The organism is Deltaproteobacteria bacterium HGW-Deltaproteobacteria-6, assembly GCA_002840435.1.
Taxonomy (GTDB): domain Bacteria; phylum Desulfobacterota; class Syntrophia; order Syntrophales; family Smithellaceae; genus UBA8904.
The window spans coordinates 165831-184891 of the sequence record PHAT01000004.1; the positions used below are offsets into that span (position 1 = coordinate 165831).

Below are 19061 nucleotides of genomic sequence, written 5' to 3' on the forward strand. Positions count from 1 at the left end.
TTAATTATCCAGCACTTCACGAACTTTTTTCAGAATATTTGAAGGCAGAACAGGTTTTTGCAGAAAATGAACATCCTTGAATTTTGTTGCTTCAAGGTCGATCATGTTTTCCGAATATCCGCTCATGAAGATCACCTTCACCTCCGGATTGAGAGCTTTAATTTCGATATAAGCCTCTTTGCCGTTTTTCTTAGGCATGATGCCGTCCAGCATGACCAGCGCCACCTTTTCTTTATTTTCACTGAAGCGGTCTATGGCTTCTTCGCCATCCGCGGAACCGATGACCTCATAGCCGTGATCCGTTAATATGGTTGTAACCAGATCCCGGATACCCGCATCATCTTCGGCAATCAGAATGGTTTCCGTTCCCCTGGGAACCGCCATTCCTTCAGTCTTTTTCTTTTCAGTCGGTTCAGCAGCGCGAACGATCGGCAAAAGGATTTTGTATCGGGTGCCTTTCCCCAACTCACTGTCCACGGTAATAAAACCGTTATGCTTCTTGACGATACCGTAAACAATAGCCATACCCAGACCGGTGCCTTTGCCCTGTTCTTTGGTTGTGAAAAAAGGATCGAATATTTTTTCCTGAGTTTCCTGATCCATCCCGATTCCCGTATCCGCCACCGTTATTTCCGCATAGGAACCGGCTTTCCCGTAGCCATGGGTTTTAATGAATTCGTCATGGAGTTCAACCTGACTGGTTGTAATGATGAAGCTGCCTCCCTGAGGCATGGCATCCCGCGCGTTGGTGGCCAGATTCATGATAACCTGTTCGATCTGCACCTGGTCAACCAGAACAGATAAAATCCCGTCTGCGCACTTTGTCTGTATTTCAATATTTTCCCGCAATAAATGTCTTAGTAATTTCTGAAAATTAGAGACCAGATCGTTTAAGTTAAAATGAGCCGGGTGCGTTGTCTGCTGACGGCTGAAGGCCAGCAGACTTTTAGTAATGGTTGCGGCCTTTTCGGAATAATCCAGAATATGCTTGATGTGTTCTTTGAGTGGATCATCCTTTTGCATGTTCAGATAGGCCAAATACGCGTAACCGATAATAGCGGTCAGGATGTTATTAAAATCATGCGCTACGCCTCCCGCCAGCTGGCCGATGCCCTCCAGCTTTTGAGATTGTCTCAACTGCGCCTCAAGCTGCCTCCGTTCCGTTGTATCCTCCATGATCGCCATAAACTTGGTGATAACCCCGTCGGCGTTTTTAAGCGGCGACATCGTCAGGTGCACCCAGAACATTTCGCCGTCTTTCCTCTTGTTGCATAATTCACCCCGCCAGACGTTATCGGACTTGATCGCCGCCCACATATCGTTATAAACATCAAAGTGCGTTTCGGGCGTCTTCAGGAAGCTCACATTTTTACCCATCAATTCCTGATCGGAATATCCGCTCACCTGCAAAAACTTTGGATTGACGTATTCTATGACCCCGTTGAGATCGGTTAAAATAATGGCCGCCGGGCCCTCTTCAACGGCCTGCGTGAGACTGAGCAATTTCTCTTCAGCCCGCTTGCGCTCATCGATTTCCTGATTCAGGCGCTGATTGACCTGTTCCAGTTCGGCAACTTTCTTCTCCAGTTTATTGAAGAGAATTGCATTGTACTGTCTGAAATATTCCATCTCCGAACCCAGGGGCTGCTTGTTTTCAGATGGGTGGTTAAACTCTTCAGTGATAAACTCTTTCAGCAATTCAACAAAAACCTTTGGTTCCTGCGGTTTAATAATGAAACGGTCCGCGCCAAGTTTTATCGCAAACGCTTCATCCCTGGGACCCGTGTAAGTTGCCGTATAAAAGATAAAGGGAATATGCTTTAAACGCTCATCCGCTTTCCAGGTTTTGCATAAGGCGTATCCATCCATGACGGGCATGAGAATATCACTAATCACCAGATCCGGCGGATCAGCATAGGCCGCATCCAGAGCCGCTTTACCATTTTCGGCGGATGTGACTTTTAATTGCTGCGCTTCCAGCATTTTTTCCAGGACGTAACGATTTTCAGCAATATCATCGACAATCAGTATGTTCTTCATTTTTCAAGCACCCAGTTGGATTATTACTTTATCAGATGAAGTTCGACTTCCGCCATAAAAGTATCCGGATTAATCGGTTTCTCTATATAACCATTGCACCCTACCTGCATGGCTTTCTCGCGGTCGCCGACCATGGCATGAGACGTCACGGCAACAATGGGCGTGCCCGAAAGCTGAGGATTGGCGCGCAGGTTCTGGGCAACGGCGTAACCGTCCATGACCGGAAGCTGAATATCCAGCAGGATCAAGTCCGGCTTTAACTGATTCGCCATGTCAATCCCTGCCTCGCCGTCCATGGCGGCATGAACCTGATAGCCGTTCTTTTCCAGAATGAACCTCACCAGATAAAGGTTTTGTTCATTATCTTCAATAACCAGAATATTCCTTTTCATACCGTTTCTCCTTCAGCGGGCAATATCAGTCTGAAGATGCCGCCCTTGCCCTAAACGCTTTCCACATCAACTTCACCGCCCGGCGGATTCGCCGGTCTCCCGCTGATAAACAGGCCCCGTCATATTTTCGGGTCATGCCGGATTCCATCTGCTGAATGTGCGCAGGAATGCCCAGAACATGTTTTTTTAACTTCTGCCGTTCATTTTCGTTTTTGAGGTTATCAGCGACTGTCTGCGCAAGGGCATAAGACGCCTCAGCATGATTGATTCGCGGCGTCGAACATATAAAAAGGACGAATATCAAGGCCGGCCCGGTCAGAAAGAATGTTTTTTCAGATAGATGGGTTGTCACGTCCTTTATGAAAAGCGAGCGTCTCATCATGCCGGCCATTACCTCTTGGGGCGGGGGAAATACAACTTACAAATCAGAAAACTTCTTCATTATCGTTTGATCTATTAGCATATTTTAAAATTATGGAAAATATTTATTCTTCGCCGCGCAAAATTAAACGGAAGGTGCTGCCTTTTCCCCAAACGCTTTCCACCTCGATTTCACCGCCCAGCAGATTCGCCAGCTTCTTGCTGATAGCCAGCCCCAATCCCGTGCCGTCATATTTTCGGGTGATGCCGGATTCGATCTGCCGAAAGGCATTGAAAAGAATGTCCATATCTTCCGTTTTGATGCCGATCCCCGAATCCTGAACAGCGATGATGATTTTGTTTTCTTGGACGGTGCAATTCAGCCGGACAAATCCCCGCTCCGTAAACTTGACGGCATTGCTGATTAAGTTCAACAGAATCTGCTCCACGCGGCGCCGGTCGCTTTTGATCAGGCCGATGTCAGGCGCAATTGTCGCGGAAAGCTCAATCCCTTTCTTGTCGGCCAGGGGCTGTGAACTTTTCACAACTTTTTGCACACAATCGCTCAGGTTGAAACTTTCGCTGGTAACGTTGAGTTGCTGGGCTTCTATCTTGGAAATGTCCAGAACGTCATTGATGAGATCCAGCAGATGTTTGGCGCTGTTATAAACCATATGGAGCTGTTTATCCTGTTCCTCATTTAACGGCCCTCCCAGGCGTTGAATAAGGATACCGGTAAAACCAATGATGGAATTAAGCGGCGTGCGCAGCTCGTGGGACATTGTCGCCAGAAATGCGGATTTGATCCGGTCGGCTGCCTGCGCTTTTTCCATAGCGGCGGCCAGCTGGGCCGTTCGCTCGATAATGCGTTGTTCCATTTCCTGATTGATTCTTTTCAATTCCAGCGTTCGCACGTTGACTTGATGCTTTAAAACAACACTTCCCGCCAGACTCATGAGCAGGACAACACCGGCAATGAGGGCAAGGATTTGCAGCCATGCCGGAATTTTGAAACGGACCTCTTCGGATGTCCATCGTCTCAGGGACGCATAATATGCCGACTGCGTGTCTTTCTTCAGAACGGAAAGATGTTTGTCAACTGCATCCAGCAACTGCCGGGAAGCGTTTTTGGGCGCCGCGAAAAAGAGGTCGGAGGGTTCGAAAATGACCGCCGTATTCTCCAGTCCGAATTGCTTGGCGTGTCTCATCCCGTAAAAACGGTTGGTGATCGCCGCATGAGCGCCACCCCGGGCAACCGTCTCAAACATGGTTTTGTAATCCGGCACCGCAACGAGGGTGACGTTCAAGCCAAATCCCTTGCTCAGCCGGGCAAATGCCTGCTGCTGAACCGAGCGATCCAGAACAAGAATTCGCTTTTCGTTCAAATCCAATATGGAATGGATATTGCTGCCCTTCGGAGCATATACCAGATACCAGGAGGAAAGAATCGGCACTTTATGAAAGGAATATGTCTCCTCCCGTTCCGCCGTATAGGCCACATCCGGCATCAAGTCAATCTCGCCTCCGGCCAGACGATCCAATCCCGCAACCCATGTACCGGATACATATTCCAGCGTCCAGCCTTCTTTTTTGGCAATATATTCGATAACATCAACAAAGATACCGGCCGGCTTGCCGGATTCGTCTGTGAAAATCTTTGGCGCATTTTCATAGACGCCGACTTTCACAACACGGTTTTCGGCCTGGGCCAGGGGAACGCCAAGAAATAAAATAAGCAACAGGATGAAAAACCGTCGCAACCACAGCACAAAGCGGGCCGCTCTGCGCTGTCTGTCAATGCTTTTCTGATATGCCGGCATAGGGTCTCCATTCCTAATAGTTCAGGTTAACCTGAAATCCGATGAGCTGCCTGGTCCATTCCCATTGGTGGTTGATGTTTGAGAAATCAACTCGAAAATAAGGGCCAAGGGAAATGTTTTTGTCGATATTCTTGACAATGCCAAATTTTATTCTGTTGAGCATAACAGCCTTGTCACTGTTTTCGTAGTAAAGCTCCCATCCGATATAGGGCTGAAGAAAAATATCGGGACGGGAAATTCCCATGGTATTCTTTATTCTGTAATCATTCCAACCCGGTGAAAATCTGTGCTCATAGCGGATCTGATTGGATATTTTGAAACGGTGGAAAGTAGCCGAAGTGTTCATGTTGATGCTGGGTCTCTGCTCCAGCGACCAGTTGTCAGGATCAATCTTTGAATACCCCTGCTGATAGGAAAGAAGAAACGAAAGCCAGGCAACAGGCGTCTGATAAAGCAGACCGGTCGCCCATTCAAAATAATCATAATTAGAGATATCTTTATCGGCCTGGAGAAACACATAGGATACGGTTCGAAATTGATCGTTAATCGTGTAGTTAAAATTCAGATCCGTGCGCAACGACGTGTCATGGTCTGCGTAAAGGAACGGCGCATTAAGGCAGACCGACAACCCCAGCAAAATTATAATACCGCACGGTAAAAAGCACTTTTTGGGATCCACAGTTTCCCCATTACATAACTGATTTACAAATTCGCTGCAGGATTAAGATGATGTTATTCATAACCGGCTCTTACTTTGTGGATGCAACTAATTTTCAGAGACTCTGTTTCTATTTACTGAGTCTTCCTATCATATTTTATTAATAATATCTTGTCTTATCGAGGTCCTCCGCGGTAAGCCGCAAAAACCGGCGATTTTCGAGAAACAAGATTCATTCCATTACCCGCTCTTCTTCTTTATTGATCTTTTAACCCTGATAACGGCTGACAACACTGAGCGGCACAGGTGCAATAAAAAAAGGAGTTAACCACAAATGGCTAACTCCCTTATATCCATGGTGGGCCAGGGCAGAATTGAACTGCCGACACTCGGATTTTCAGTCCTGACATATAGCAGTATTCATCGGGCTTTGCGCGTTTTTGCGTAGACAAAGCCTTACACGTCCTATATGTTCGTAGACACGTCCATTTATATTTATATTTGTATGCCTATCGGAATTCTTTACTTTGAGCAATTTGTTCTGAATAGGATATATTTCCATTTGTTTATTTCACCTACAAGTAATCAGAACGGATGAAAGAAAAACATGGAACATTACCCGTTGAACAGGTGCACTTTAATTCTTCCTCGCACTCATCTCACGCTTAACGAGCTATGCTTTCTTACCCTCCAGTTCGGCAATCCGTGCCTTGAGTTCAATCATTCTCAACTCCCTACCCACGAATACTTTGTTCAGTTCTTCGAGATTGGCTATTCGTAAGTTTATATCATTTTTCAAATCTTCATTGAGTTTGAGAATACTTTCTTTTGCCCGCTTGCGGTCGGTGACGTTTCGAATATTACATTGTGCCAAAATTACCCTGTCTGAGAGATATATATCTGCATCGATATATTGCCCGGACTTGGTTTTTATTTGAATTTCATTATAGTTCATAAGACTACTATTGACCAAAGCCCGCATGGTCACTTGGACATTACCCATGTCGAGCAAAACACCGACATTCTGAAGCAGCTTACCCATGCTCTCCTCTTTGGTATAGCCCAACATCTTTTCGGCGGCCGGATTAATGTGGACAATCTTCCCTTCGAGTTTTTCGATGAGCACGATTGCGTCGCTTGCCGTCTCAAAAAGACGCCTGTAGCGTTCTTCAGACAATATTAACAAATCTTCCAGTTTCTTACGCTCTGTGATGTCCTCGAAGGCTAGAAGGATCAGTTTGCTATTGATGTCTTTCCGATATATCTGGCGGGCATTGAGCAGCATGATTTTAAGCCCGATGTTTTCGAAATTATGAGTAACCTCGAAGTCGTTGAATACTTCTTTTTCAGGCAGGATGTTTTCCAGCAAATGCCGAAGTATGGGGAGATTCCATTGTCCGTTTCCAAGGTCATAGATAAAATTCCCGATTGTCTTATTAGTATCTTCTTTAAAGGTAGAGTAAAAGCTGTGGTTAGCTGAGATTATCTTCATATCCGCGTTCAGGACCAACAGGGGATCTCGAACCGTTTCCACAATGCTTTCGGCAAAGCGACGGGCTTCCTTAATCAAAAGCTCAGCAGGTATTTTATTGGCTATTGTTTTTTTCAGCGCGGCAATTTCCGAGTGCAATTCCGCCAGTTCATGAACCAGTTGCTCTCTCGTTTTCTCATCATCTTTCATAATCTCACCTTCTGAAATCTGGATGGGAAACACACCGACTTTCCGTATTGATGTATATAATAAAACTTATCTCTGTTAGCATAGCTTTCACATGAATTGAAATTGGCACGCTTTAAATATTAAGCGTTTTCAAATAATTTATTCACATAGAATGAAAATACTTTTCATATAAAATGAAAATATACGAACTTTCCTTTTTCCGATTTCTTATATATTATAATAACATAAGTTGTTTTTTTCAATAGAGAAATATTGTAAATGATTATCGTTCGAAATCGCGCATTTTAATAGAGGTTGCAGTTATGTTTGCTACAGGAAGTAAGTGAAGGAGCACCAAGCACATGATGCGTTTGTCGGAGTTGAGTAACAGGCAATCGGATCATTTATCCGATGTTCTCAAATAAATAGTACAATATTTTATGAAAGTTAGGATGATCAATATTATTTGTATCTACATTTGTCTACAATATATGGGCAAATGTAGATAAAATAAAAACGGGCTCCATTGCTGGAGCCCTTATCCATGGTGGGCCAGGGCAGAATTGAACTGCCGACACTCGGATTTTCAGTCCGATGCTCTACCGACTGAGCTACCGGCCCGCCTTGTTGATCCAATCGGTGAAAAGCACGAAACGTCTATAGAATTAGGTTTCTTTTGTCAAGGTATTTTTTGGCCGTCGGCTCCCGTCGTATCTCCGCCGGATGGCGTGTCGGGCTTTTCGGCCTGCACGGGTGGAATACTGCCGGAAACATTACCCGGCGTCATGGCATCGGACCGCAAGGCGTCGTCAGGAATGGAAATTCCGGCAGCGTTTTCCTGCTGTTCACGAATAATCACGACGGTACCGGCTATTTTGTCATGCCAGCCCTGCTTCTTTTTGTCGAAAGCGATCCAGATGAAACCAAGAGGCACTGTAAATAATAAACTGGAGACCAGGTAACCCGCTGATCTTAAAAAAGCGATACCGAAAGAAATCGGACTGCCGTCGGCGGATACAACCTGCAGACCCAGTAAGTTTTTGCCGGGGGTCCGGCCGTTCAGACCATGAAAATAGGTAAAATAAATCATATAGAGCAAAAGGTAGAATGCCGTAATAAGAATTCCAAATGAACCAAAACGTTCGGGGTCGGTCAGTTGGGCAATCCAGACCTGGTTGTCGCCGGACATCGCGCCTGCAAAATAGGCCGTGCCGGCCACAATCGCCAGAATAATAAAAACAACACCGATGATGAATCCGTCAATCATATAGGCGACAAAACGCCGCCAGAACCCCGCGAATTGGTAAGTCGCCATTTTCCTTTACCCTCCTGCCCGCTGACTGAATATGCCTTTTTCATATTGAATAATGGATAAAATCGCCGCCGCCGCTGTTTCCACTTTTAAAATCCGATTGCCGAGGCTCACCGAAATAAAACCGGACTCCCCGGCCCTGGCAACTTCATCACGGGACAACCCGCCTTCGGGACCCACAACAATAAAATAATTCACGGCTCCGTTAAATTGCCCGTCATTTAATATATCTTTTATGTTGCGCTGATCTTCCTCTTCCCAGAAAATCAGTTTCCGGGAACCGGGTGTTGCCCGGGCGAGCATGTCATCAAAAGATAAAACCGGCTCGATGACGGCCAATCGGGGACTGCGCGAGCAGCGGGCGGCCTCCTGTACTATTTTTTGCCAGCGGGCAACTTTTGCAGAAGCTTTTTCTCCTTCGATCCGGCTGACCGAACGCGCAGCTGTAAAAGGAATAATAACGTCCGTTCCCAGTTCCGCGGCGGTTTTGACGATCAAATCCATCTTTCCCGCTTTCGGAATCGCCTGGGCCAGCGTCGTGCTGATTTTTTTATCCGCCTGCGGAATTGGCGTTCCCAGGGAAACATGGACGCCGGATGCGCCGAAGCCGTCGATGCGCGCCTCGAACTCATGTCCAAAGCCGTCGAAAACAATGATCCCGTCTCCGGGCTTGAGACGCAGCACTGTTTTCAAATACCGGAGATTATCCATCCCCAGCTCACAGGCTGTCGCATTTTGCAGTGTTTCGGAACTGTAGATTCTAGGCAGCGTCAAAGCAGAACACTTTCCTTAAAATATTTTTGTCATCTGGAAACGATCAGGATTTCACATCCGCCGGATTTCTTTTCAGCACGTAGCAGACCCATTCCTTTTCGGTCAGGACGCTGTGTTTTACAAGCGGCGCGACGATGAAATGCTCTTCAATCGCGGGAACATCGGGTTCGATGATTCCGGAAATAATCAGATAGCCGCCGGGCATGAGCAGCCTGACGAGCTGCGTGTGCAGCTTCAGCAGCAATTTTGCCGTGAGATTGGCTATGACCAGATTGCGGGGCTGACTGATTTGCGCCGCGTCTTCATTTAATATTCGTAAACGGTCGTCCACCTTGTTGATGACAGCGTTCTGGGCCGCGATTTCCGTCGCCTTGGGATCATTGTCCACGCAAACCACATCCTGCGCGCCCATCTTAGCGGCCGTAATGCCCAGAATTCCCGTGCCGCAGCCGACATCGAGCACGGTCCATTCTTTGACGGAACGATCCTTCAAAATAATATCCTCAATGGCTTCCATGCACATGCGGGTGGACGCGTGCTGACCGGTGCCGAAAGCCATGCCCGGATCAATTTCCACCACAATATCGCGGCTGGCGGGCGTATATCTTTCCCAAGTCGGTTTGACAACGATATTTTTGCAGACACGAATCGGTTTGAAATACTTTTTCCACTGCTCGCCCCAGTCCGGATCGGAAATGATCTCGGTCGTGAGCGAGGGCGCGTCAACATCAGGGAAAATCTCCTCAAGACTTTTTAAATATTTGCGCACGGTGTAAATCCGCTTCTCGCTGCGGACATCAGCGGGGAAAAAAGCTTGAATCACTTCAACGTCTCCCTGCTCCGGAAAATCACTCGCGCCGGGCGGCAGCAGCGATTCCGAAAAGACGCCCTGCGCGCCTGTTTCCTCCAGAAAATTACTCAGCGCATCAATTAAATTCACAGCCGCCGTTATTTCAATTTTCAACCATTTTTCCGGTTCTTTTTGAGTCATGTTCATGCCTTAATGATCCAGGTGGTTTTTAATAATTGTGCATTTATATAGCTTGTTTCTCTTAATATATCAAGCTGCGTCGCCAATAAACGGATTTCCATCGACGCCATTTATCCCAACCCCGATTTCAAAACAGTTTTCGCCCTCCCCGGCACATATTCATATCTTTAACATAATTAATATTCCCGGCATCGATTCACCGGTTTTGTTTTGTGATATAGGCTCGCCTGTTTACATCTTGACAAAATCTCTCCTGAAGTTTAGTCTGTATCTGGTAATACCACCAGCCAGGTGAGCAAAAAGGAGAAAACATGCCCGAATCTTTAATGGAACCCATCCGGACAGACAGCCTCAAAGATATTTTTGTTCTTCGGTTTGAAGAGCTGATTCTTTCCGGGAAATTTCAAATAGGACAGAAGCTTCCATCGGAGCGGGAGCTTGCCCTTCAACTTGGCGTCAGCCGTCCGGTGGTGCATGAAGGCTTGGTAGAGCTTGCGTCGCGCGGACTTTGCTCCCTCAAACCGCGCTTTGGCGCTGTCGTGAATGATTACCGCAAGGAAGGCTCCATTACCCTGCTTGCCTCACTGATCCAGTATCAGAAAGGCAGGCTGGAACCCGAACTTCTGGAAAGCCTGCTGCAGATCAGAATGCTTTTGGAGCCGGCCTTCGCCAGAATCGCGGCCGAAAATCGGACTGAAGAACAGGTGAGAGATTTTCACAACATTCTCGGAAAGGAAGTGTCCACCGACAAACGGAATGTTCAAAAGATAACGGATCTCGACTTTGAATTTCACCTTCTGATTGCCGTGGCTTCAGGCAACAGGGTTTATCCGCTTCTTTTAAATTCATTCCGGCAGGTTTACACGAATCTTTCCGGCCAGTTTTTTAAAGATCAGAAAGTAACCGCCACTGTTCACGGATACCACAGGGCGCTGACTGCGGCAATTGATGCCGGAAACGGCGCCAAGGCAACATCCGTCATGAAAGAAATTCTTCGTCATGGAGAGAAGCATCTTCGCACCATCATCGATCAGGAAGGATAGCCGCATGCCGGCGCCTTCCCCCCCAAGAGAGGTCCCTATGCAAAACATCTCACAACCCGAACATGTCATCAAAGAGCCCTCCGGCCTGTCGAGCCGCATCCAATGGCTGAGGGAATATTATTTCCGGGGAACCGAACGGGCCTGGAACAATGAATTCACCTCCTGGACAACCGGAACACCCTGGGACATCATCTACAATGAGCTGACCTTTTACATCGTTCCGGAAACCTACACCCTGCTTAACACGCTGGGCGCGTCTTATCTTCAGGCCGCCAGACCCGTGGCCCTTCATCCGGATTTCTGGAACTGGTCGCTTGCGGAAAGGCGCGCGTGGTTTGTCCGGGAAGTGATTGTCAACCATGTGCCGCAGGAAATTCTGCCGGGCGATCTGCTGGCCGGCGCAAGGTTTAATGTTCAGACCTCCCTGTGTTTTACAAAAGAGGAAAGCCTGGCCTGGCAAAAACTGGTAAAAGGCAAAAATGGCGCGAGAGCGCAGATGAAATGGTTTCATGATCATGGCTACGGCAACGCCGGCGCTACCTGCGGCCATTTGATCCCCGGCCATGAGCGGCTGCTGGCCATCGGCTGGAAGGGCGTCCATGCGGAACTGCTGTCCATCTATAACGCTCTGGACCGCCGGGAACGAAGCGGACCCAGGGGCAATCAGCTGAAAGCCATGATGACCGCCTCCACCATGGCACGCGATCTGGCCTCCCGATACAAAGCCGTCTGTGAAAACCTTGCCGAAAAAACGCAGGACACACAACGTGCCACGGAGCTTCAAACGATGGCCACCAACTTGAGCCGCGTCCCCTGGGAACCCGTTTCAACCTTCTGGGAGGCCGTACAGGCGCTCTGGATCAACCACATGCTTGTCATGACGGATGAAAACTACCCCGGCGCGGGCGTTTCTTTCGGCCGGGTGGATCAGTATCTTTATCCCTATTATGAAAAATCAACCCGCGACGGCATGCCACGGGAATGGGCCAAGGAAATTCTGAAATGCTTCTGGATTCATGCCAACACGGCTTACGACGCCATGATCCGCAATGGCAACCAGGGAATCACCGCCGGGTTCGGCCAGCTTGTCACCCTGTCCGGCCTCGGAGCAAAAGGCGCCGACATGACCAACGATCTGACCTATATCATTCTTGAAGTGATTGACGAAATGTCGCCCATCCTGGAACCCAAACCCAACGTGCGGCTGCATCAGAACAGTCCCGAAGTCCTGCTGGATAAAATCGTGGAGATGATTGAAGTAAGCCAGGGCGCGCCGTTCCTCTTGAATTTTGATGAACGCTCCATGGCCGGCATGATGCTGGAGGCTGAAAAGGCCGGCCTCACGGACCTGATTAACCGGAACAACGTTCACGACTACGCCCCGGTCGGATGCCTGGAAAACACCATGGTCGGCAATGACCGCTCCGGCACGGTGGACAACAACCTCAATCTGCTCAAAGCCGTCGAACTGACCCTGACGGGCGGTAAAGACCTGCTGCCTTTTTACGATCCCATGACGGGAAAAACGGAAGCCCTTAAACAGGATGGTCCCCGCACCCCCGATGCGTCGTCGTTTAAAACCTGGGAAGACTTCTGGAAGGCTTATGCCGTTCAGACGCGCTACATTATTCAAAAATGCGTCGATTTATACGAAACATCCGAATCCATCCGCGCCCGTTTTTTCCCCACGCCCTATCTTTCCTGCCTGATTACAGGCTGCGCAGCGCGAGGAAAGGACATTACACAAGGCGGGGCGCAAATCAGCTTCGTCACCCTGGAAGCCGTGACCTACGCGACCACCGTGGATTCACTCCTGGCCATCCAATATCTGGTCTTTGATAAAAAAGCCTGCACGATGACGGAATTGATCGCTGCACTCCAAGACAACTGGCAGGGCCACGAAGTGCTTCAGGCCCTCGCCAGAAACCGCGCTCCCAAATACGGCCGCGATGACGACAAAGCGGACGCCCTGGCCCGTCTTGTCATGCAATTGTGGTGCGACGAAACGTGGCGGCACAAAACAAAAGCCACTTCCCGCCAATTCCGGCCGGGCATGCTGAGCTGGAACTACTGGGCCGGCGACGGCTTTGTCATGGCGGCGAGCGCCAATGGAAGAGAAAAGGGTCAATTCCTGTCCAATGCCATCTGCCCGTCCAACGGTGCGGATATTTATGGTCCGACGGCCAATACCAACTCCGTGGGAAAAGTGCTGGGCGGAAAAGCCGCGGACGGCCGGGGAGACTGGCAGGATTACTTCAACATCCTCCCGAACGGCGCCAGTCATACAATCACTTTCAATCCATCCATCCTGCGCGATCCCGTGCACAAGGAGAAATTCAAGGCGTTTCTGAAAGGCTACACGCAAAACGGCGGCACTGCTTTGCAAATCAACATGCTGGATCCCGGTATGCTGAAAGCCGCGCAGGCTCACCCGCAGGATTACCGGCACCTGCTTGTCCGGATTACCGGCTATAACGCCTACTTTACAACGGTGGGCCGGGAACTGCAAAACGAAGTGATTGAACGCATGAGTCATAATAAATTCTAAGGTGGATGACCGATGACGCAGCACCAGACCCCAACGGGCATTATTCTGGAAATTCTCCGCATGTCCACCGAAGACGGCCCCGGCATCCGGACAACGGTTTTCTTCAAGGGCTGTTCGCTTGCCTGCGGATGGTGCCACAACCCCGAAAGCATCCGTTCAGAACCGCAGATTCAGTGGATGAAAACCGGCTGCATCGGATGCGGCATCTGCGTGGAAACCTGTCCGGAAAAAGCGTTGACCAGGACCCCCGGAGGGATCATGATCGACCGTCAGCTCTGCACCGGCTGCGGTTTATGCACACAGGAATGCCCCACCACCGCCATGGAACTCTTGGGTAAAAAATGGAACGTTCAGGATCTGGTGCGTGAACTCGTTAAAGACCGTGCTTATTTTGAGAAGTCCGAAGGCGGCGTCACGCTGTCCGGCGGCGAAGCGGCCCTGCAGCACGATTTCTGTCTGGCCCTCTTGAAAGAGCTCAGGGGCCGGGGCATCCGGACGGCGCTGGATACCTGCGGGCAGGTGCCCCGGAGCGTGCTTGCCGGTTTGTTGCCTTATGTCGATATTCTGCTTTATGATCTCAAGGAAATCGATCCGGTAAAGCATAAAAAGCATACCGGCGCAGGCAACGAAAAAATTCTGGCCAATGCGGTGTTTGCGGCACACTTTAAAAAATCTCATCCTTATCCCAAAACACTCTGGGTCCGCACGCCGGTTATTCCGGGCGCCACGGATACGGCTGAAAACATCCGGGGCATCGGCGATTTCATCCATGCCAAGCTTGAAGGCGCCGTTGACCGGTGGGAATTGTGCGCCTTTAACAATCTATGCCGGGACAAGTATCAGCGGCTGGGTATGGACTGGTCTTTCGCCGAAACGGATCTTCCGGAGGCGTCACGGATGGAGGAACTGACCCGGATCGCCAAAAGCCGGGTGTCGCCATCGATTGTCTGTTGGAGCGGATCGACAAAACTTATAAAAAGCACGGATAATAAAACAACGGGAGAAACGCAACCTGAAAGCAATCCGTCATACAATTGCTGAGCAAAACCGAAAGGGAACGAAACATGACCATCAAAAACAGTTTTTCCGAAGCGGATATCAAGGCCTTCGCGCCGTCGGAAAAAGTCGGCATTATTGCAACGGTAACGCCTGCCGGTTTACCGCACCTGTCTCTTTTGACATCTGTAATGGCGTCCACGCCGACGCAACTGACCATTGGTGAATTCTGCCAGGGCATGAGTAAAGCCTACATGCGGCAAACAGGGAAAATCGGTTTTGCCATTCTGACGCTGGATAAAAAACTCTGGCGGGGCAAAGCCCTCTGGACGCATTTAAAGAAAGAAGGCCGGGAATATGAAATCTATAATCAGCAGCCCATGTTCCGGTACAATACCTACTTCGGCATCAACACCGTGCATTACCTTGATCTCACGGAAACCACAACCGGCGCGCCTCTGCCGCTTGCCTCCATTATCCCCTCGGCGCTGCTCACCAAAATGGCGAAAAGTGCCGCCGCAAAAAACCATCCCGAAAGAGTGCTGTCGTTTTTTGGAGAGGCTTTATTCAACCGGCTCGATTCGCTTTGTTTCCTTTCCTTTATCGGCCGGGACGGTTTTCCGGTTGTCATTCCCGTCATTCAATGCCAGGCGGCGGGCACCAGCCGGCTGGCCTTTCACCTTGGTGCATTTTCCGCCGAACTGAGCGGGCTTGAACCGGGGATGATGGTGTCCGTTTTTGGTCTGACCATGCAGATGGAGGATGTGCTGGTACGGGGCGTCTTTAACGGTTATCACCGTTATCGGGGCATCAGGCTGGGCACGCTGGATATTGACTGGGTCTATAATTCCATGCCGCCCAATCATGGACAGATTTACCCGCCGGTGCCTCTGGAAGCGGTCGTCAACTTCTAAAACCTGAGATGTCGTCTCTGTTTCAACGAGTCAGAAATAGAATTGCACGCCCGCCTGGACAGCATGAGTTTGAACGGGATCCCCTTGGAGAGGCACCCCGCCTGTTTCAAAGTCCGGGCCGTTCATGCCCATAAAGCGGTATCCCAAAAGCAGCCGCCAGGCGTCTGAAAGGGAGCAGGAAACACCGGCCATGAGTTTGTAGGTAAAAAGTTTATTGCGGCCGGTGGTCGGAGGAAAACCGGCCAGAGTAATATCATGGGCCTCGAAAAAAACGACGCCCAAACCTGCTCCGACATAGGGTCTGAACCGGAAACCTACGGGGATGTCATAAAATAAATTCATCGTCGCTCCCCACAGATCGTAGTAACCCGACAGATCGCCGCCTCCCCCGGCGAAACGGATATCTTTCACATCATTGCGGCCGTACATCACCTCTCCTTCCACCCGGAAATCACTGTATCGATACCCCAGACTTCCGCCAATTCCAACGCCCCATTTTGTCCTGGTTTCGGCAGGTGAAAGGCCCGGTGAGGTGGTTTCTACTGAAAAAGGAAACTGGGCGGTCGGGATGATGGAGAGATAAAATCCGGTTGAGGGGACATCCCCCTTTTTCTGACCGGCCCACAGCTCCCCTGCCGTCAATAAGATCAGTAGACCCGACATCACCATTATCAGTATTTTCAAAATTTTCTTCTCGCTTTCTCTATATAAAAAACGTGTACACTCGCTTCACCAGGGCAGACGCAAGGTGATGCATTACTTGTCTTCAGAGATGGTGTTCCTAAGCTGTCCTGAACTTTCCCTCCATGGCAATTTCCGCAATACTTTTTCTCGCTGAAGGAAATTCCCGCTCCTGCTGATAGTCGGGCAAATCCTCTTTTTTGCCGTGCTTCCCTATGGCGATCATGGCCTCCACCTGATAATCATCCGGCACCTGCAATTCTTTCTTCGCCCTCTCATAGTCAAAACCCTGCATGCCGTGAACAACCAGATTTTTCAGCGATCCCTGCAAGGCAAGGCTGATCCAGGCGGCGCCGGTATCATAGGAGTGCGTCCGGGCCGGTTTGCCGGAATCAAAAGTGGTTTTGGAAATAACAACCATCAGCACGGCGGCGTTTTTTGCCCAGGCTTGATTGGCTTCGTTCATCAGACCGAAGATCGTATTCCAGCCGGGTGTGTTACGGCGGGCATAAATAAATCGCCAGGGCTGATTGTTATTGGACGACGGCGCCCAGCGGGCGGCTTCAAACAAAGTCATCAGCGTCGCTTCATCGATTTCCTCGCCGGACATGGCCCGGGGCGACCAGCGGCTGACAAACAGTTCATGGACATTATTTTCCGGTTTTCTGAAATCATGAATGTTCATAAATCACCTCTGAGTTTTTTATGGATGTCTGTTGGCTAAATATTTTTTCATCGCTGACAGGTCCAGGCAATTCAGGCAATCACCTTTGGTGAGCCAGCCTTTGCGGGCAATTTTCACACCAAGCTGAATATGACGCAGCCCATCGACGGAATGCGCGTCCGGATTGATGGCGATTTTCACGCCTTTTTTTGCGGCATGGATGCAATTGCGCCAGTCCAGATCCAACCGTTGCGGATTGGCATTGAGTTCCAGCGCCTTGCCGTAATCGGCTGCCGCATCGATAAGGTCTCCGATATTGACCGCATAAGGTTCGCGCGATAAAAGCAGACGACCCGTCGGATGCGCCAGCATGGTGGTAAAAGGATTGGACAGCGCGGCTTTAACGCGGGCCGTCATTTCAGCTTCCGGCAGGTTGAAACCGGAATGCACCGCCGCGATCACAAAGTCAAACTGGGACAGGATTTCCTCGTCATAATCCAGGCGGCCATCCGCAGCAACGTCCGATTCAATCCCTTTAAAAATATGAAACGGCGCAAGCTTCCGGTTGAGCACGTCAATTGCGGCATGCTGTCTGGCGATATCTTCCACCTTCAATCCTCCGGCGTAAAAAGCCGAACGGCTGTGATCGCTGACGCCGATATATTGAAGCCCCATTGCTTTTACCGCGGCTGCCATATTTTCGAGGCTGTCCGCGCCGTCGCTGTAGTTGGTGTGCAAATGAAAAATACCCCGGATGTCTTTTGCCTCAATCAAATGCGGCAATTCGCCTCTTTCGGCTGCTTCAATCTCGCCCATGTTTTCACGCAGTTCCGGTTCGATATATTGAAGACCGAGGGCTGCAAATATTTCCGCTTCGTTACGGCAGATCACGTTTTGTTCACCCTGAAAGAGGCCGTACTCATTCATTTTTAAGCCCCGGTCTTTAGCCCGGCCGCGCATGGCCGTATTGTGCTCCCTGCTGCCGGTGAAATGATGCAGGGCGTAAGGGAATTCATCGTGTGACACCATGCGCAAATCCGCGTTGATGCCGGATTGCAGGCGGATGCTGACTTTCGTATCGCCCCGGGCAATGACCGAAGCAGCCTCGCCATATCCCGCAAAGGCCTCCGCTAACTTTTCGGGTTTGGATGAAGAAGCGAGAATATCAATGTCCTTAATCGTCTCATTGCCGCGGCGCAGCGAACCGGCAATGCTGACGGCGGAGACATCCTTGTTCTTTTTCAAATATTCCAGCAGCCGATCGGCATGGCCTGCGACTTCGTCATATAACCGTCTTTCCGAATAGTGTTTGAACCTTTCGATGCCGGCCAGAATGTTGGCCTGCGATTTCCGGCCAAACCCTTTAAGTTCCGCCAGGCGATTTTCGTGGCAGGCGTATTCCAGTTCGCCGACCGTCGTGATGCCCAATTCCTTATATAACGCATGAATTTTCTTGGGACCGAGCCCGCTGATTTTGAGCATATCCAGATGGCCGGGGGGAACGGACGCTTTAAGTTTTTCATAATAATCCAGTTTGCCGGTTGACAGAAGTTCCGTGATTTTCTTGCCGATGGCCAGGCCTACGCCCTCAATTTCATAAAGCTTCCCCTGACCAGCCAGCCAACCGAGATCCTCCCCGACTTTTTCCAGATTCCGGGCGGCATTGGAATAGGCACGGGATTTAAAGGGATTTTCTCCGGTCAATTCCAGCAAAACGGCGATGTCTTCAAGAATTTCGATGACTTTTTCTTTAGAAATCATGATTTTTCAAAAATAATCGAGCCTGTGCTTGACATTCTGGTTTGAAAAATATATAAGGCGCAACTTACTTAAACGTTAGGCCAACGACGTCCCCATCGTCTAGAGGCCTAGGACACGGGCCTTTCACGCCTGTAACTGGGGTTCGACTCCCCATGGGGACGCCAAATATAAAAAAAATGGTTTAGACTTTACCGGTCTAGACCATTTTTTTTACCAGAATCATGGCCAGGACACAAGTCCGGATACAAAATGTCTTCAAAGATATCACCTCAGGGGTTTTTACAGACATCTGCTTTTTAAGATGTTTCAGGCAGGCAAACAAACATCTGTTCGTTATCCCGGATGGAACATATTTTGTTGACGCTTTTTCAGGAAATTTTTGATCGATAAGAATGGAATACAAACCTGTTGACTCATTGTAATAAGAATGTTTCAACGATCAAAAGC

At 49.4% G+C, this 19061-nt stretch carries 17 protein-coding genes and 2 tRNA genes; 5 read left to right on the forward strand and 14 right to left on the reverse strand.

The window, feature by feature from the left end; genetic code table 11:
- The 10 genes from CVU71_09175 to prmA form a co-directional block, all read right to left on the reverse strand.
- Positions 1–2040, reverse strand: coding sequence for a hybrid sensor histidine kinase/response regulator (locus CVU71_09175; protein ID PKN18950.1), 2040 nt, complete (start codon positions 2038–2040; stop codon positions 1–3).
- A gap of 23 nt (positions 2041–2063) precedes the next feature.
- Complete coding sequence (locus tag CVU71_09180) at positions 2064–2432, reverse strand: response regulator (protein ID PKN18951.1); 369 nt, start codon at positions 2430–2432, stop codon at positions 2064–2066.
- Positions 2433–2457: 25 nt separating this feature from the next.
- Positions 2458–2823, reverse strand: coding sequence for a hypothetical protein (locus tag CVU71_09185; protein ID PKN18952.1), 366 nt, complete (start codon positions 2821–2823; stop codon positions 2458–2460).
- Between the two features lie 94 nt (positions 2824–2917).
- Positions 2918–4612: a sensor histidine kinase gene (locus CVU71_09190; GenBank protein PKN18953.1), complete on the reverse strand. Its 1695-nt coding sequence runs from the start codon at positions 4610–4612 to the stop codon at positions 2918–2920.
- Between the two features lie 13 nt (positions 4613–4625).
- Positions 4626–5291: a hypothetical protein gene (locus CVU71_09195; protein PKN18954.1), complete on the reverse strand. Its 666-nt coding sequence runs from the start codon at positions 5289–5291 to the stop codon at positions 4626–4628.
- A 652-nt stretch (positions 5292–5943) separates the two neighbouring features.
- On the reverse strand, positions 5944–6951 hold the full coding sequence (locus CVU71_09200; GenBank protein ID PKN18955.1) for a hypothetical protein: 1008 nt from the start codon (positions 6949–6951) through the stop codon (positions 5944–5946).
- 524 nt (positions 6952–7475) lie between these two features.
- Positions 7476–7551, reverse strand: a tRNA-Phe gene (locus CVU71_09205).
- A gap of 58 nt (positions 7552–7609) precedes the next feature.
- Positions 7610–8245, reverse strand: coding sequence for a hypothetical protein (locus CVU71_09210; GenBank protein ID PKN18956.1), 636 nt, complete (start codon positions 8243–8245; stop codon positions 7610–7612).
- A gap of 6 nt (positions 8246–8251) precedes the next feature.
- Positions 8252–9016 (reverse strand): hypothetical protein, encoded by a 765-nt coding sequence (locus tag CVU71_09215; GenBank protein ID PKN18957.1) that lies wholly within the window; start codon positions 9014–9016, stop codon positions 8252–8254.
- 43 nt (positions 9017–9059) lie between these two features.
- The gene (prmA, locus tag CVU71_09220) at positions 9060–10013 is read right to left on the reverse strand and encodes a 50S ribosomal protein L11 methyltransferase (GenBank protein PKN18958.1); all 954 of its coding nucleotides are present in this window, start codon (positions 10011–10013) and stop codon (positions 9060–9062) included.
- Between the two features lie 305 nt (positions 10014–10318).
- Here prmA and CVU71_09225 point away from each other — a divergent pair, with 305 nt between their 5' ends.
- Genes CVU71_09225 through CVU71_09240 form a run of 4 tightly spaced genes read left to right on the forward strand, consistent with a single transcriptional unit; the run spans position 10319 to position 15508 of the window.
- Complete coding sequence (locus tag CVU71_09225) at positions 10319–11050, forward strand: GntR family transcriptional regulator (GenBank protein PKN18959.1); 732 nt, start codon at positions 10319–10321, stop codon at positions 11048–11050.
- Complete coding sequence (locus CVU71_09230) at positions 11007–13598, forward strand: hypothetical protein (GenBank protein PKN18960.1); 2592 nt, start codon at positions 11007–11009, stop codon at positions 13596–13598. The genes CVU71_09225 and CVU71_09230 overlap by 44 nt, the downstream gene beginning before the upstream one ends.
- Before the next feature lie 12 nt (positions 13599–13610).
- Complete coding sequence (locus tag CVU71_09235) at positions 13611–14639, forward strand: glycyl-radical enzyme activating protein (GenBank protein PKN18961.1); 1029 nt, start codon at positions 13611–13613, stop codon at positions 14637–14639.
- 23 nt (positions 14640–14662) lie between these two features.
- Entirely contained in the window at positions 14663–15508 is an 846-nt protein-coding gene (locus CVU71_09240; GenBank protein ID PKN18962.1) for a hypothetical protein, read from the forward strand.
- Positions 15509–15538: 30 nt separating this feature from the next.
- Here CVU71_09240 and CVU71_09245 read toward each other — a convergent pair whose 3' ends face one another.
- The 3 genes from CVU71_09245 to CVU71_09255 all read right to left on the reverse strand — a co-directional run bounded on the left by CVU71_09245 (position 15539) and on the right by CVU71_09255 (position 18611).
- A complete protein-coding gene (locus tag CVU71_09245) occupies positions 15539–16177 on the reverse strand; it encodes a hypothetical protein (GenBank protein ID PKN18963.1) in 639 nt (212 codons plus the stop codon).
- A 112-nt stretch (positions 16178–16289) separates the two neighbouring features.
- On the reverse strand, positions 16290–16874 hold the full coding sequence (locus tag CVU71_09250) for a nitroreductase (GenBank protein ID PKN18964.1): 585 nt from the start codon (positions 16872–16874) through the stop codon (positions 16290–16292).
- A gap of 18 nt (positions 16875–16892) precedes the next feature.
- Positions 16893–18611 (reverse strand): DNA polymerase/3'-5' exonuclease PolX, encoded by a 1719-nt coding sequence (locus CVU71_09255; GenBank protein ID PKN19159.1) that lies wholly within the window; start codon positions 18609–18611, stop codon positions 16893–16895.
- 91 nt (positions 18612–18702) lie between these two features.
- On the opposite strand from CVU71_09255, the gene CVU71_09260 reads away from it, so the two are divergent.
- Positions 18703–18778 (forward strand) — tRNA-Glu (locus CVU71_09260).
- 32 nt (positions 18779–18810) lie between these two features.
- Here CVU71_09260 and CVU71_09265 read toward each other — a convergent pair.
- Entirely contained in the window at positions 18811–19017 is a 207-nt protein-coding gene (locus CVU71_09265) for a hypothetical protein (GenBank protein ID PKN18965.1), read from the reverse strand.
- Between the last annotated feature and the right edge of the window lie 44 nt (positions 19018–19061).